The 14,780-nt window shown below is 71.1% G+C and carries 12 protein-coding genes; 1 reads left to right on the top strand and 11 read right to left on the bottom strand.

Going from position 1 to position 14,780, the window contains the following annotated elements:
* Positions 1-36: 36 nt before the first annotated feature.
* From IGS69_RS21950 to IGS69_RS21920, 7 genes are all read right to left on the bottom strand, one after another.
* Positions 37-441 (bottom strand): cytidine deaminase, encoded by a 405-nt coding sequence (locus IGS69_RS21950; protein WP_190902245.1) that lies wholly within the window; start codon positions 439-441, stop codon positions 37-39.
* Positions 438-1,703, bottom strand: coding sequence for an ABC transporter permease (locus IGS69_RS21945; RefSeq protein WP_190902244.1), 1,266 nt, complete (start codon positions 1,701-1,703; stop codon positions 438-440). The genes IGS69_RS21950 and IGS69_RS21945 overlap by 4 nt, the downstream gene beginning before the upstream one ends.
* Positions 1,700-2,818 carry an ABC transporter permease gene (locus tag IGS69_RS21940; RefSeq protein ID WP_190902243.1) on the bottom strand — a complete coding sequence of 373 codons (1,119 nt, stop codon included), beginning with the start codon at positions 2,816-2,818 and terminating at the stop codon, positions 1,700-1,702. Before IGS69_RS21940 ends, IGS69_RS21945 begins: the two co-directional genes overlap by 4 nt.
* Complete coding sequence (locus IGS69_RS21935) at positions 2,818-4,389, bottom strand: ABC transporter ATP-binding protein (RefSeq protein WP_190902242.1); 1,572 nt, start codon at positions 4,387-4,389, stop codon at positions 2,818-2,820. The genes IGS69_RS21940 and IGS69_RS21935 overlap by 1 nt, the downstream gene beginning before the upstream one ends.
* 210 nt (positions 4,390-4,599) lie before the next feature.
* The gene (locus IGS69_RS21930; RefSeq protein WP_190902241.1) at positions 4,600-5,649 is read right to left on the bottom strand and encodes a BMP family lipoprotein; all 1,050 of its coding nucleotides are present in this window, start codon (positions 5,647-5,649) and stop codon (positions 4,600-4,602) included.
* A gap of 318 nt (positions 5,650-5,967) precedes the next feature.
* Positions 5,968-7,011 carry a BMP family lipoprotein gene (locus IGS69_RS21925; protein ID WP_190902240.1) on the bottom strand — a complete coding sequence of 348 codons (1,044 nt, stop codon included), beginning with the start codon at positions 7,009-7,011 and terminating at the stop codon, positions 5,968-5,970.
* Positions 7,012-7,609: 598 nt separating this feature from the next.
* Positions 7,610-8,842: a M20 family metallopeptidase gene (locus tag IGS69_RS21920; RefSeq protein ID WP_190904594.1), complete on the bottom strand. Its 1,233-nt coding sequence runs from the start codon at positions 8,840-8,842 to the stop codon at positions 7,610-7,612.
* A 289-nt stretch (positions 8,843-9,131) separates the two neighbouring features.
* Here IGS69_RS21920 and IGS69_RS21915 point away from each other — a divergent pair, with 289 nt between their 5' ends.
* On the top strand, positions 9,132-9,821 hold the full coding sequence (locus IGS69_RS21915) for a class I SAM-dependent DNA methyltransferase (RefSeq protein WP_385863348.1): 690 nt from the start codon (positions 9,132-9,134) through the stop codon (positions 9,819-9,821).
* A 10-nt stretch (positions 9,822-9,831) separates the two neighbouring features.
* On the opposite strand, the gene IGS69_RS21910 is transcribed toward IGS69_RS21915, so the two are convergent.
* From IGS69_RS21910 to IGS69_RS21895, 4 genes are read right to left on the bottom strand one after another with little or no spacing between them, the layout of a single operon-like run.
* Positions 9,832-10,992, bottom strand: a complete 1,161-nt coding sequence (locus tag IGS69_RS21910) for a hypothetical protein (protein ID WP_232543608.1) — start codon at positions 10,990-10,992, stop codon at positions 9,832-9,834.
* A gap of 46 nt (positions 10,993-11,038) precedes the next feature.
* A complete protein-coding gene (locus IGS69_RS21905; protein ID WP_190902238.1) occupies positions 11,039-11,977 on the bottom strand; it encodes an N-acetylneuraminate synthase family protein in 939 nt (312 codons plus the stop codon).
* A 13-nt stretch (positions 11,978-11,990) separates the two neighbouring features.
* Complete coding sequence (locus IGS69_RS21900) at positions 11,991-13,262, bottom strand: N-acylneuraminate cytidylyltransferase (protein ID WP_190902237.1); 1,272 nt, start codon at positions 13,260-13,262, stop codon at positions 11,991-11,993.
* A 35-nt stretch (positions 13,263-13,297) separates the two neighbouring features.
* A complete protein-coding gene (locus IGS69_RS21895) occupies positions 13,298-14,668 on the bottom strand; it encodes a DUF6716 putative glycosyltransferase (RefSeq protein ID WP_190902236.1) in 1,371 nt (456 codons plus the stop codon).
* Positions 14,669-14,780 lie beyond the last annotated feature (112 nt).

Below are 14,780 nucleotides of genomic sequence, written 5' to 3'. Positions count from 1 at the left end.
CGGTCGCGTGAGCAACTCAGAGGGGCCGCACGGTGGTTACTTGCTGAGGTATTCCGGGCCGAAGGCCTGGGGCAGCATCTCCGAGAGCGGCAGGATCCCCGCGGGGGTCTCCAGCAGGAGCTCCGGGCCGCCGAACTCGTGGAGCAGCTGGCGGCAGCGCCCGCACGGGACGAGCGTGTCGCCGTCGCGGTCGACGCAGGTGAAGTGCGTCAGCCGGCCGCCGCCGGTGTTGTGCAGCTCGGACACCAGGCCGCACTCGGCGCACAGGCCGAGGCCGTACGAGGCGTTCTCGACGTTGCAGCCGGAGATGATCCGGCCGTCGTCGACGAGGGCCGCCACTCCGACCGGGTAGCCGGAGTAGGGGGCGTACGCCCGGGACATGGCGTCCCGGGCCACCGCGCGCAGCTTCTCCCAGTCGACGGCCGGGCCGGTGCCGGTCACTTGCCCTGCCCCTTCCGGTACGGCAGGCCGTCCGCCTTGGGCATGCGCAGCCGCTGGGCCGACATGGCGAGGACCACCAGGGTGATGACGTACGGCGTGGCGGAGACGACCTGGTTCGGGACCTCGTCGGTGGAGGCGTACCAGGCGAACACCAGGGCGGCGACGACCGCGGTGATGATCGCCGGGGTGTACCTCTTGCGGACGACCAGCCAGATGGCGCCGATGATCAGCAGCAGGGCGCCGAGCAGCAGCAGGGCGTGCACGTTGGCGGAGCCGCCGCGCAGGTTGAGGCTGTCGGTGTAGCCGAACAGGCCCGCGCCGAGGGCGAGGCCGCCCGGCATCCAGTTGCCGAAGATCATCGCCGCGAGGCCGATGAAGCCACGGCCGCTGACCTGGCCCTCCAGATAGAAGGGGTTGGCCACGATGGACAGGAAGACACCGCCGAGGCCGGCCAGTCCGCCGGAGATGACGACGGCGATGTACTTGTACTTGTAGACGTTGACGCCGAGGGACTCGGCGGCGACCGGGTTCTCGCCGCAGGAGCGCAGGCGCAGGCCGAACGCGGTGCGCCACAGGATCCACCAGGTTCCGGGGACCAGCGCGATGGCGATCAGGGTCAGCCAGGACACATTGGTGACGAGGCCGCCGAGCAGGCCCGCGATGTCGGAGACGAAGAACCAGCCCTGGTTGTTCAGGTCGCGCAGGGCGTCGGACAGTCCCGGCACGGTGAAGTGGCCGAGGGAGTCGACCGCCGGGGACTGCTTGGCGGAGCCGCCGGTGTGGCCCTCGAAGGCGAGGGGCGCGAGGTAGCGGGTGGCGCCGAGGGCGAGGATGTTGATGGCCACACCGGAGACGATGTGGTTGACGTTGAAGGTGACGGTCACGAAGGCGTGCAGCAGACCGCCGATCGCACCGCCGAGGATGCCGACCAGGACACCGGTCCAGGGGCCCCACTGGAAGCCGGCCCAGGCGCCGAACCAGGTGCCGAGGATCATCATGCCCTCGAGGCCGATGTTGACCACGCCCGCGCGCTCGGCCCACAGGCCGCCGAGACCGGCGAGGCCGATCGGCACGGCGAGCTGGAGCGCGGTGGACATCTGGCTGACGTTGGTGATGCCGTCGGCGCCGGTGATGAGGCGGACGATCGAGGTGAGCGCCAGGCCTCCGGCGATGACGAGCAGCAGGACGGGCCACGACAGGCGGCGGCCGGTCGGCGCCGCGGGCTGCAGCGTGGGCTGGTTGACGTCGGTCGCGGTGGTCATCGGCCAGCCACCTCCTTCGTGTTCTGAGCGCCGAGGACGTGTCCGGCGGCGAGTTCGGCGCCGACGCGACGCTGCTGGCGGCGCAGACCCCATTCGCGGACGGCCTCGTAGGAGACGACGACCGAGAGGACGATCAGGCCCTGCATGATGACCGCGATCTCCTTGTCGTAGCCGTGGAAGTCCAGCTCGGGCGAGGCCTTGTCGAGCCAGGCCCACAGCAGGGCGGCGAAGGCGATGCCGACGGGGCTGTTGCGGCCGAGCAGGGCGATGCCGATGCCGAGGAAGCCGATGCCGGTGGGGAAGTTCAGGCTGTAGGTGTGGGTGTCGCCGAGCAGGATCGGCAGGCCGGCGAGGCCCGCGATGCCGCCGGAGATCAGCATGGCGCTGAGCACCATGCGCTTGGGGTCGACGCCGCTGGCCGCGGCGGCGCTCTGCGAGGCGCCGGAGGCGCGCAGGTCGAAGCCGAAGCGGGTGCGGTTGAGGACGATCCAGTAGCCGATGCCGAGCAGGACGGCGAGCAGCACCAGGCCGTAGATCTCACCGGCGTCGCCCAGGCTGATCCCGGGGATCCAGCCGGACTCGTACATCTCGCCGGTGGTGTTGTTGTTGCCGACCTTCACGCCGAAGACGTCCGGCAGCCACAGGTAGGCGATCACGGAGGTCGCGATCGCGTTGAGCATGATCGTGGCGACGACCTCGCTGACGCCGCGGGTGACCTTGAGGACACCGGCGATGCCGGCCCAGAAGGCGCCGGTGAGGACGGCGGTCAGGAGCAGCAGCGGGACCTGGAGGGCGGCCGGCAGGTTCACGTGGGCGCCGACGACGGCGGCCATCATGGCGCCGAGCTGGTACTGGCCGTCGACACCGATGTTGAACAGGTTCATCCGGAAGCCGATGGCCACCGCGAGGGCCGCGATGTAGTACATCGAGGCCTGGTTGATGATCAGGACCTGGATGTCGGAGAAGCCCAGCTGCTCGAACATCAGGACGAACGGCTCGATGGGGCTCTTGCCCGAGGCGAGCAGCACGATCGCGCTCAGGACGAAGGCCACGGCCAGCGCGATGACCGGTCCGGCCACCGCGAGGAGCACGCGCTCCTTGTCGAACTTCTTCATCAGCGGGCCTCGTCTTCCGGAGACTCGGGGGCGTCGGCCTTCGAGATCTCGGGGGTGTCGTCGTGCGCGAGGTGCCCGGTGGCGGCACCGGTCATGGCCGAGCCGAGCTCCTCGGGGGTGATGGTGGCCGGGTCGGCGTCCGCGACCAGCTTGCCGTTGTAGATCACGCGCAGCGTGTCGGACAGGCCGATCAGCTCGTCCAGGTCGGCGGAGATCAGCAGCACGGCGAGGCCTTCGCGGCGCGCCTCGCGGATGTGGTCCCAGATGGCGGCCTGGGCGCCGACGTCCACACCCCGGGTCGGGTGCGCGGCGATGAGGAAGCGGGGCTTGTGGCTCATCTCGCGGCCGACGATCAGCTTCTGCTGGTTGCCGCCGGACAGGGACGCGGCGGTGACGTCGATGCCGGGGGTCCGGACGTCGTACTCCGTGACGATCCGGCGGGTGTCCTCCTGGGCCGCCTTCGGGTCCAGCCAGACGCCCTTGGCGAAGGGCTTCTCGGTGACGTGGCCGAGGATGCGGTTCTCCCAGAGGGGTGCCTCCAGGAGGAGGCCGTGGCGGTGCCGGTCCTCGGGGATGTAGCCGATGCCCTGCTCGCGGCGCCGGCGGGTGGGCCAGGCGGTGATCTCCTCGTCGGCGAGCCGGATGGTGCCGCTGTCGGCGGACCGCAGGCCGATGAGCGCGTCGACCAGTTCGGTCTGGCCGTTGCCCTCGACGCCGGCGATGCCGAGGACCTCGCCGGCGTGGATGGTGAAGCTGATGTCGTCGAGGAGTGCCTTGCCGCCGGGGGCCGCCAGGCGCACCCGGTCGACGGTGATGACCGGGCGGTCGGTGACCGTGGACTCGGCCGTCTCGGGCGTGGGCAGCTCGCTGCCGACCATCATCTCGGCGAGCTGACGGGGCGTCGTCTCGGCGGGGACGGCCGTGCCGACGGTGGTGCCGCGGCGGATGACGGTGATCTCGTCGGCGACGGAGAGCACCTCGCCGAGCTTGTGCGAGATGAAGATGACCGACAGGCCCTCGGCGCGCAGTTCGCGCAGGTTGGCGAAGAGCGCGTCCACCTCCTGCGGCACGAGCACGGCGGTCGGCTCGTCGAGGATGAGGGTGGTGGCGCCGCGGTAGAGGACCTTGAGGATCTCCACGCGCTGGCGGGCGGCGACGCCGAGCTCCTCGACGAGGAGGTCGGGCTTGACGCCGAGGCCGTAGCGCTCGGAGAGCTCCTTGATCTTGCGGCGGGCCCTGGCGCCGATGCCGTAGAGCTTCTCGCTGCCGAGGACCACGTTCTCGAGGACCGTGAGGTTGTCGGCGAGCATGAAGTGCTGGTGGACCATGCCGATGCCGCGGACGATGGCGTCGGCCGGCGACGAGAAGGCGACCTGCTCGCCGCCCACGGCGATGGTGCCCTCGTCCGGCTTCTGCATGCCGTAGAGGATCTTCATCAGCGTGGACTTGCCGGCGCCGTTCTCGCCGACGAGGGCGTGCACGGTGCCCTTGCGGACGCTGAGGTGGATGTCATGGTTGGCCACGACACCGGGGAAACGCTTGGTGATCCCGGCGAGCTCGACGGCGGTCACCGATTCGTTGACCGCCGCTCCGGCCGGAGGGCTGCTGGACGCGTTGATGGCGCACTCTCCTGGGGACGGGGGCCGTCTACGCGCGTAGCGCCCCTACGGCATACAAAGGGGCCGACGCCCCGCGGCAACGGGGCACGAGGAGCGGCTCCCCGTACCCCGTCGAGCGGAGGCAACCCCGGGGGTTACCGCCTGCTTCGAGGCAGTCGCTCGTCAGCTGCTCTTGACCTTGATCTCGCCGCTGATGATCTTCTCCTTGGCCGTCTTGATGGCTGCCTGGAGCTCGGCGTCGTCCGCGAACTTCGGGTTGGAGTTCGACAGGCTCACCTCGCCGGTCTTCAGATCGCCACGAACGATACCGGTCTCGGGCTTGCCGTCCTCGACCGACTTCGCCAGGTTGTACACCGCCTTGGCGACGTCCTTCATCGCCGAGGTCAGGATGGAGTCCTTGTACTTGGCGAGGGCTTCCTGCTGGTACTGGTCGGAGTCGACACCGATGGCCCACACCTTCTGGGTGGCCGCGGCCTCGATGACACCCTGACCGGACAGGCCGGCGGCCGCGTAGACCACGTCGGCCTTCTTCTCGATCTGACCCTCGGCGGCCGTCTTGCCCTTGTCGGGGCTGGCGAAGCCGCCCTCCTCGGCCGTCTGGGTGAGGTACTGCGAGAGCACCTTGACCTTCGGGTCGGTGTCCTTGACACCCTGCGCGAAGCCCGCCTGGAACTTGTGGATCAGCGGGATGTCCACACCGCCGACGAAGCCGACGACCTTCGACTTGGAGGTCTTGGCGGCGGCGACACCGGCCAGGTAGGAGGCCTGCTCCTCGTTGAAGACCAGGTCGGCCACGTTCTTGGTGTTGATCGTGGCGTCGTCGACGATGCCGAAGGTGGTGTCCGGGAACTTCTCCGCGGCACCCTTGACGGCCGCGGCGTACGCGTAACCGACACCGATGACCGGGTTGTGCCCCTGCTTGGCCAGGGAGACCAGGCGCTGCTCCTTGTCGGCGTCCGTCTCGCCCTCGGTGGGCTCCACGTCGGCCGTCTGGTACCCGAACTCCTTCTTCGCCTGCTCCAGGCCCGCGTACGCGGCGTCGTTGAAGGACTGGTCGCCCTTGCCGCCGACGTCGTAGGCGATGGCGAGGCCCTTGTCGCCCTTCGAGTCCGAGGACCCGGCGGAGGTGGAGGTGCCGCCGCAGGCGGAGAGCGCGAGGGCCAGAGAGGCGGTCGCTGCGCCTGCGACCGTGATCCGGGAAATCCGGCGCATGTGTGGGTGCTCCTGTCGTACAACCGAGGTGCACAGCGCCGGGACGGTTCAGCTTCAGCGCTGGCTTCGCCGCAGATTAACGCGCGTAGACCTGCCTGAAAACCCCTTCTGTCCACCTTGTTATGCGCCCGTGGCCAAGCCATCACCGGGTCTTGGCCGGGGGGTTGCCGACCGCAAACGGGGGGTGGCGCTGGGTGATCCGGTCCGGAGGAGGTTGGGGGATCCGTTCCGGAGGGGGTGGGGGGATCCGTCCGAACGCGCGAAGCGGGCGGGCACCCAGGGGGTGCCCGCCCGCTTCGGCTGGTCAGACCGGTCGGATCACTCGGTGTTGACCTTGATCTTGCCGTCGATGATCTCCTGCTTGGCCTTGTTCACGGCGTCCTGGAGACCCGCGATCTTCGCGAACTCCGGGTTGGACTCCGACAGGCCCACGCCGTTGACCTTCAGGTCGAACGTCTGGACGCCGGTCAGCGGCTTGTCGTCGTTGACCGACTTGGCCAGTGCGTAGACCGCTCCGCCGACGTCCTTGAGCGCGGAGGTCAGGATGTAGTTCTTGTACGGGGCCAGGGCGGCCTGCTTGTACTGGTCGGAGTCGACGCCGATGGCCCAGACCTTCGCCTTGGCCGCGGCCTCGATGACACCCTGGCCGGACAGACCGGCGGCCGCGTAGAGCACGTCGGCCTTCTTCTCGATCTGGCCCTCGGCGGCGGCCTTGCCCTTGTCGGGGCTGGAGAAGCCGCCCTCCTCGGCCGTCTGCGTCAGGTACTGCGACAGGACCTTCACCTTGGAGTCGGTGTCCTGCACGCCCTGCTTGTAGCCGGCCTCGAACTTGTGGATCAGCGGGACGTCGACACCGCCGACGAAGCCGACGACGTCGGTCTTGGTGGCCTTGGCGGCGGCGACACCGGCGAGGTACGACGCCTGCTCCTCGGCGAAGACGAGGGAGGCGACGTTCTTGCCCTCGACGACCGAGTCCACGATGCCGAAGGTGGTCTTCGGGTACTTGGCGGCAACGGCCTTCATCGCCGGACCGTAGGCGAAGCCGACACCGATGACCGGGTTGTAGCCCTGCTTGGCCAGCGACGCCAGGCGCTGCTCCTTGTCGGCGTCCGTCTCGCCCTCGGTGGGCTCGATGTCGGCCGTCTTGTAGCCGAACTCGTCCCTGGCCTTCGTCAGGCCGGCGTAGGCGGCGTCGTTGAAGGACTGGTCGCCCTTGCCGCCGACGTCGTACGCGATGGCGAGGCCCTTGTCGTTGCTGCCGCTGTCGCCGCTGTCACTGCTGGTGCCGCCGCAGGCCGTGGCGATGAGCCCGAGCGACGCGACCCCCACCGCGACACGGGTCAGTTTTGAAATCCGACGCATCTGAAGTTCCCCATTCTCCAAAGCCCCGCGATGGGTGCTCGGTTCGGCGCACATTAACGCGCGTAGACACTCCTGGGAACGGTTCGCCGCGGGGCCGTTATCCATTCGTGCCGATGGCCGGTTACGCCCTTGTGAACCACGGGATCGAACGGGGTCGAAAGGTGTAGTCGGGGACACGGCGTGTGCCTACCTCGTGACGCGCACCAGGCTGCCGTGGGGGTGCGGTGCGCGCAACCGGAGGCGTTGGTGGGGGGTGGGTGTTGGGCCGGGTGGGGTACGTGGGGTGGGGCGGGGCGTGGGTTGTCTGCCTGGTGCGGCGCCGTCGTGGTCGTTCGCGCAGTTCCCCGCGCCCCCAAGTGCACGTGCGGCGCCGTCGTGGCTGATCGCGCCGTTCCCCGCGCCCCTGAGATCCGTGCGGCGCCGTCGTGGTCGTTCGCGCAGTTCCCCGCGCCCCCCGAAGTGCACGTGCGGCGCCGTCGTGGCTGTTCGCGCAGTTCCCCGCGCCCCCAAGTGCACGTGCGGCGCCGTCGTGGCTTGTCGCGCAGTTCCCCGCGCCCCTGAAGGGCGTGACCCGCCCCCCGAGGAGGGGCTCTGGTGGCTAGCGGAGGCCGTTTACCAGGGCTGCTGCTGTGAAGAGTTCCACTCCTACCGTGATGGCCGATTCGTCGACGTCGAAGTCGCCCTGGTGGAGGTCGCGGATCTGGCGTTCGCCGGGGGTGCGGACGCCGAGGCGGGCCATGGCGCCGGGGACGTGTTCGAGGTACCAGGAGAAGTCCTCGCCGCCGAGGCTCTGCTCGGTGCCCTCGACGGAGTCGACGCCGCGGCGGGCGATCATGGCCTCGCGGAGCAGTTCGGTGACGCCGGGCTCGTTGACCACGGGCGGGACGCCGCGCACGTAGTTGATCTCCGACTTGGCGCGGTAGAGGTTGGCGATCTCGTCGATGGCCGCGACGACGACGTCGGGAGCCTGCCGCCACGCCTCCAGGTCGAGGCAGCGCACGGTGCCGGAGAGCTCGGCGTGCTGGGGGATCACGTTCGGGGCGTGGCCCGACTCGACGCGGCCCCAGGTGATGGCCAGTCCGCTGCGGCTGTCGAAGCGCCGGCCGACCAGCGCGGGGACGTCGGTGACGACGCGGGCGGCGGCGGTGACCAGGTCGGTCGTGAGGTGGGGGCGGGCGGTGTGGCCGCCGGGGCCATCGAGGCCGATCTCCAGCCGGTCGCAGGCGGAGGTGATGGGGCCCTCGCGCAGACCGATCTTGCCCGCGTCCACCCGGGGGTCGCAGTGCACGGCGATGATCGCGCCCACGCCTTCCAGCGCCCCGCACTTGATGACGTCGGCGGCGCCGCCGGGCAGCACCTCCTCGGCGGGCTGGAAGATCAGCCGGACCGGGCGGGGCAGCGCGCCCCGCCGGTGCAGCTCGGCGAGGACCAGCCCGGCGCCGAGGACGACGGTGGTGTGCACGTCGTGACCGCAGGCGTGCGCGCGGTCGGGCACGGTGGAGCGGTAGGGGCAGTCCGTCTTGGTGTCCGGGATGGGCAGGCCGTCGATGTCGGCCCGCAGGGCGAGCATGCTGGGGCCTCCGTCCCACTGGTCGCCCTCGACGCCGATGTCACAGACGAGTCCGGTCCCCACGGCGAGGACGCGCGGCTTGAGGCCGGCCCGCTTCAGCCGCTCCTTGATCGCGGCGGTGGTGCGGAACTCCTGGTTGCCGAGCTCCGGGTGCATGTGCATGTCGCGCCGGAACGCGATGAGCTCCGCCCGCAGAGCGTCGGGCAGCGCACCGGGAAGTACGGCTCCTCCGGGAAGGTCGACCTCGGACTCCAGTGACATCAGTGGCTTCACCCTCTGAAGGGTAGGGCGCCGAGGCGGTCGACCGACCCTGGATCAACAAAACTTCAACCCGAAAGGGGAAGAAAATATGACCGCCGGACGCATAGCTATCAAGTGAGATGGGTAAACTGGCCAGCCTTTTGGGCCGGGCAGGCCCACCCACCCCCCGGAGTGTGACGTCACCCACATGCGCGTCACGACTTCGGTATCCATCCATCCTCTCCACGGATACCACGCCCTGCGCGGCGAACACGGGCGTGTTCATCTGCCGGACGGGCGCCCCGCTAGTCTGCGCCCCGTGCGCGCTCCCGAGTTCCTCCAGTCCACGCAGGCCTCGTACGACGCCATCGCCGAGGCCTACACCGCCGAGCACCCCGACAGCCTGGCCGGCAGACCGCTGGAGCGGGCGCTGCTGACGGCCTTCGTGGAGCTGGTCCGGGAGCCCGGGCTGCCGGGAAATCCGCCAGTCGCGGACGTCGGCAGCGGGCCCGGGTACGTGACGGCCCGGCTGCACGAGGCCGGGCTGCCGGTGTTCGGGGTCGACGCGTCGCCCCGCATGGTGGCCCTGGCCCGCCGGGCGCACCCGGGCCTGCGCTTCCACGTCGGTTCCATGACCGAGCTGGACCTGCCGGACGAGACGCTCGGCGGCATCGTCGCGCTCTACTCGATCATCCATGTGCCGGACGATCATCTGCCGGCCGCCTTCGCCGAGTTCCGCCGTGCCCTGCTGCCGGGGGCGCCCGTGCTGCTCGGCTTCCAGTCCGGGGACGAGGACGGGCACCAGCGCCTGACCGAGCGCTACGGGCGGGAGATCGCGCTCGACTACTACTGGCGCACCCCGGACACGGTCGCCGCGCATCTCGCGGAGGCCGGCCTGGAGCTCCACGCCCGCGTCCTGCGCGAGCCCGGCCCCGGGGAGAGACTGCCGCGCGCGTTCCTGCTGGCACGCAGGCCCGGGCCGGTGCCGCGGGAGGTGTGAGCGGGGCGCGTCACGACGCCGCCGGGCCGACCAGGCCCGCGGAAGGCGGCGTGGCGGTGAAGGGCGCCGGGTCGGTCGGGCTCCTCGGGTTCACCGGGTCCGGGGCGGTCGCCGGAGCCGTCGGGGAGAGCCTCTGGACGTCCCGGGCCGTGCCCGTGACCCCGGCCAGGAAGCCCTGGGCCCGCGGGGAGGCGTCCTCGGTGAGCCAGGCGGGGTCGATGTCGCAGACGGCGACGCGGACCTCCGTGCCGGACAGGGCGAGCGGGAGGGTGTGGACGACCGTGGACGGGAAGCTGAGGACCGTGCGGCCGATGGGGCCGCGGCGGGCGATCAGTTCGAGGGGGAGTTCGGGGCGGACGATCTCCAGGCCCGTCGCGGCCGCGAGGCGGCGGAGCTTGTCCGTGCTCTCGCGGCGGTGGGCGAAGTAGCGGGTGGCGCCGTGGGCCGCGGCCAGGGCGTGGACGGCCTCCAGATAGCGGCCGTCGTCCACGACCCCGGTCTCCACCAGGGACGTGCCCACCATGTCCGCGCCCTTGGTGATGCGGGGCGGGCCGAAGCGCGTCCGGGTCCAGGCGAAGGTGTGGGCGCGCACGGTCACGCCCGCCGGGGTCTCCTCCATCGGCATGGAGGAGAAGATCTCGATCTGGCGGCGCTCGCCGGGGGTCAGCCGGCGGCGCGCCGACGCCGACACCGGCGCGAAGATCACGTCCCGCGGGCCGGGGCGGCCGCCCTTGCGGTGCCAGCGCACCAGGCGTTCGCCCCGGGCCAGCTGCCCGACGAACTCCATCGTCGCCGTGCCGTCGTCGACGACGACCAGGTCACGGGCGTGGGTGATGGTCAGCAGCAGCTGGACGTAGCGGGAGAAGGGGTCCCCCAGCACGACCCGGCGTGCCTTGTGGAGCAGGCCGGACAGGCCGCCGATGGTCCGGAAGGGCGCCAGCGGCCCGCCGCGCGCTTCCTCCCAGCGCACCTGGTGCCCCTCGTCGCGGGCCAGGTCGGACATCCGCCGCAGCTGGCCGCGCGTCATCGGGTCGCGGGGTGACAGCACCACGAGGGTGAGCCCCACGCCGGGCGCGTGCGCGTGCGCCCACTCCAGCACGTTCAGCAGCTGTACCGGGCTCTCGACGAAGGCGAGAGTGTGGGGGCCGGCGTTCCCGGCGCGGGGGCTCATCGACGTACGACCGTCCCGAGGTGAGGGGGGTTGTGGGGGTGGGGGATCAGACGCCTACCGGCTCGCCCGCCGCGTCGGCGATCTCCGCCTCGGCGACCACACCGCTGACGCGGCGCAGCTTCTTCATCGGGCCGAGCTCGGACTCGTAGACCTTCTTGACGCCGTCACCGAGGGAGGCCTCGATGGTGCGGATGTCGCGGACGAGGCGCGTCAGGCCCTGCGGCTCCACGGACGCGGCCTGGTCCGAGCCCCACATGGCGCGGTCGAGGGTGATGTGGCGCTCGACGAAGGTGGCGCCGAGCGCGACCGCGGCGAGGGTGGTCTGCAGGCCGGTCTCGTGGCCGGAGTAGCCGATCGGGACGTTCGGGAACTCCTGCTGGAGGGTGTGGATGACGCGCAGGTTGAGCTCCTCGGCCTTGGCCGGGTAGGTCGACGTGGCGTGGCACATCAGGATGTTGTCGGAGCCGAGGACCTCGACCGCGTGGCGGATCTGCTTCGGCGTCGACATGCCGGTGGAGAGGATCACGGCGCGGCCGGTGGAGCGCAGGGCGCGCAGCAGCTCGTCGTCCGTGAGGGAGGCGGAGGCCACCTTGTGGGCGGGGACGTCGAACTTCTCCAGGAAGGCGACGGCCTCGGTGTCCCACGGGGAGGCGAACCAGTCGATGTTCTTCGACGTGCAGTAGTCGTCGATGGCGCGGTACTCGTCCTCGCCGAACTCCACGCGGTGGCGGTAGTCGATGTAGGTCATCCGGCCCCAGGGGGTGTCGCGCTCGATGTCCCACTGGTCGCGCGGGGTGCAGATCTCCGGGGTGCGCTTCTGGAACTTGACGGCGTCGCAGCCGGCCTCGGCGGCGGCGTCGATCAGCTTGAAGGCGTTCTCGAGCTCGCCGTTGTGGTTGATGCCGATCTCACCGCAGACGTAGACCGGACGGCCCGGGCCGACCTCGCGCGAACCGAAGCGGCGGATACGGGAGTTGGTGCTCATGGCAGAGATGTCCTTACTTGGTGAGGGAATCGAGAGAGGGGCCGAGGATCCAGCTGGCGATCTCTCGGATCGCGCCGTCGCCGCCGGGGACGGTGGTGACCGCGCGTGCGGCGCCGCGCACGACGTCGTGGGCGCTCGCGACCGCCACGGGCCAGCCGACGAGGGCGAAGCACGGGAGGTCATTGACGTCGTTGCCGACGTAGAGCACGCGCTCCGGCGCGATGCCCTGCTCCTCGCACCACTGCTTCAGCGCGAGGTCCTTGCGGTCGATGCCGTGCAGCACCGGGAGCTTGAGCTTCCGGGCCCGGGCGGCGACCACAGGGTTCTGTTCCGTGGACAGGATCAGCATCTTCAGGCCGCTCCTGCGGAGGGCCGCGATGCCGAGTCCGTCCCCGCGGTGCACGGAGACGAACTCCCGTCCGTCGGAGTCGACGAGCACCCGGTCGTCGGTCTGGGTGCCGTCGAAGTCGAGGACGACCGCGTCGATGTCGTCGGCGGTCGGGAGCGCGCCGGGCCGGGCCGCGTCGAACAGCGGCGCGAGGGCCCGGGCGCGGGCGAGGTCGTGCGGGTCGTCGATCTCCAGCACGCGCGCGGGGTCGGTGCGGACCAGCTCGGTGCGGCCGAAGAAGCGGTGCTGGTGCTTGCGGAAGCCGGAGGCCTCCATGGCGTAGGCCGCGCCGGTCTCCAGCAGGTCCTGCGGGCGGTCCTGGCGGCGGGGCCGGAAGGACTTGTCGTGGTTGACGCCGTGGCCGCCGCCGGACGCGGCGTGCTCCGCGACGGAGCCTGCCGCGACGACGTCCTCGGCGGACTCGGCGTCGCGCCAGATGAACCCGTGGAAGGGGGCCACCGTCACCGCCGTGTCGGCGCCGTTCTCGACGATCGCGCCGGCGACCCCGTCGATGTCCTCGCGGACGATGAACGGGCTGGTGCACTGCACGAGCAGGACCACGTCCACGACCGCGCCGTGCAGGGCCTCGTGCGCGTCGACGGCGTGCAGGACGGCGGCCTCGGAGGTGGCGGTGTCGCCGGCGATGGCGGCGGGCCGCAGGACGACCTCGGCGCCGGCCTCACGGGCGGCGGCCGCTATGGCCTGGTCGTCGGTGGAGACCACGACGTCGGTCACCAGCCGGGCGGCCCGGCACTCACGGACCGCGCGTGCCACCAGCGGGACGCCGCCGACGGGGAGGAGGTTCTTCGCGGGGACGCCCTTGGAGCCGCCGCGGGCGGGGATCACCGCGAGCACGCGGCGCATCGAGGCGCCTTGGCCCGCTTCCGGTCGGGACATGATGTCTACTCCTTGGGCAGGGGGCTCGGGGCGGCTCACAGCTCGCCCATCCGCCGGATGACGGGCGCCACGCGCTGGACGCCGTGCCGGTAGGCGCCGCGCGCCGCCCGGCGCACGATCTGCCGGACCGGTCCGGGCTCCTTGTCGGCAGCGGGGGCGCCGGGCAGCGGGGTGCCGTCCGGGCCGAGGTGGTGGCGGGCGAGGATCCCGGGCAGATAGCCGGGCGCGGTGACGGGGGTGTAGTACGGGGTCAGCGGGGGCAGGCCGCCGGGCCGGCCGAGCAGCTCGGCGATGCGCTTACGCGCCGCGTCGAAGGCGGAGTCGTAGCTGCCGTCCGCCGCGACGCCCTGCCGGGAGACCCACTCCTCGTCGGGTGTGGGCCGGTGCCCGGCGTCGAGCTGGTCCCAGGAGGCGAGGCAGCCGGAGCCCACGAAGTGGTGGTTGCCGAGGGACTCGCGGATGCCGAGGTCGCTCAGCACGACGGTCGGGATCCGGCGGTGCAGCGACTCCAGGGCGGCCGTGGAGCTGACCGTGACGAGCAGGTCGGTCCGGTCCAGGACCTCGCCCATGTTGCCGTAGACCAGGCGGAAGTTGGCGGGCGGATCGAGGCGCTGCACCAGCTTCTGGTAGGGCAGCTCCTCGATGTGGGTGGTGTGTTCGCCGGGCTTGGAGCGCAGCTTCAGCAGCACCTCGCGCTCGGGGTGCCGGCGGGCGTGCCGCACGAGCCGGTTCAGCAGGTACGTACGGTCCTTGCGGCTGTCCGGGACGGAGGGCTGGGCGGCGAACACCACCGTGTAGGGCCTGCGCCCTTGCTTCGCAGACGGGTCGTGTTCACCTTCGTACGGCGCTCCGCCGAGGAACGGCAGGGCCACCTCGGTCACCGCGGAGGCGTCGGCGCCGACCCCTTCGTAGACGGCCCGGAAGCGGTCCGCGTCCTGGCGGGAGTTGGCGAGGACCAGGTCCGCGCCGTGCCGCAGCAGCAGGCCGTCGGCGAGCTTCTCGTAGACGACACCGACGTAGCCGGTGACGACGACGGGCCGCGAGGTGCGGTGCTCCCAGACGCGTGCCAGACCGTGCAGCATCGCCTGCACGGCGCCGCCGACGAGGGACAGGACGAGGACGTCGTAGGTCTCCTCGGCCATGGCGCGCAGGAACTCGGCGGCGGTGACCTCCCGCAGCGAGTCGGCGCGCACGCCCACTTCCTGAAGCTGGCGCGGGGTGGGCGTGGCCCGGCCGCGCAGCAGGAATCCGTCGAGGAGGGGGCCGATTTGCGCGCCCTCGCGCGGTGCGGCTTCCATGGACGGTCCCGGGGCGATCCGGTCCGCTGTCAGCGCACCCCATTTCCATCGGGTGTCGCTGTCCGCGAGGACCGCGATTCGCGGGCGCTTCGGTGTACTTGCTGGCACGTCGAAGACGCTAGGAAGCAAATCCGAGGTATGGCGGAACCGCGACTCAACGAAAAGTTAACAACAGCCCACCGAGAGCCGAACTGGCCTGCTGGAGGGCCGGAAGTACACG

Origin of the sequence: Streptomyces tuirus (assembly GCF_014701095.1) — a bacterium.
Taxonomy (GTDB): domain Bacteria; phylum Actinomycetota; class Actinomycetes; order Streptomycetales; family Streptomycetaceae; genus Streptomyces; species Streptomyces tuirus.
Note: the sequence above shows the minus strand (reverse complement) of the source record. Positions and strands in the feature narration are given on the sequence as shown.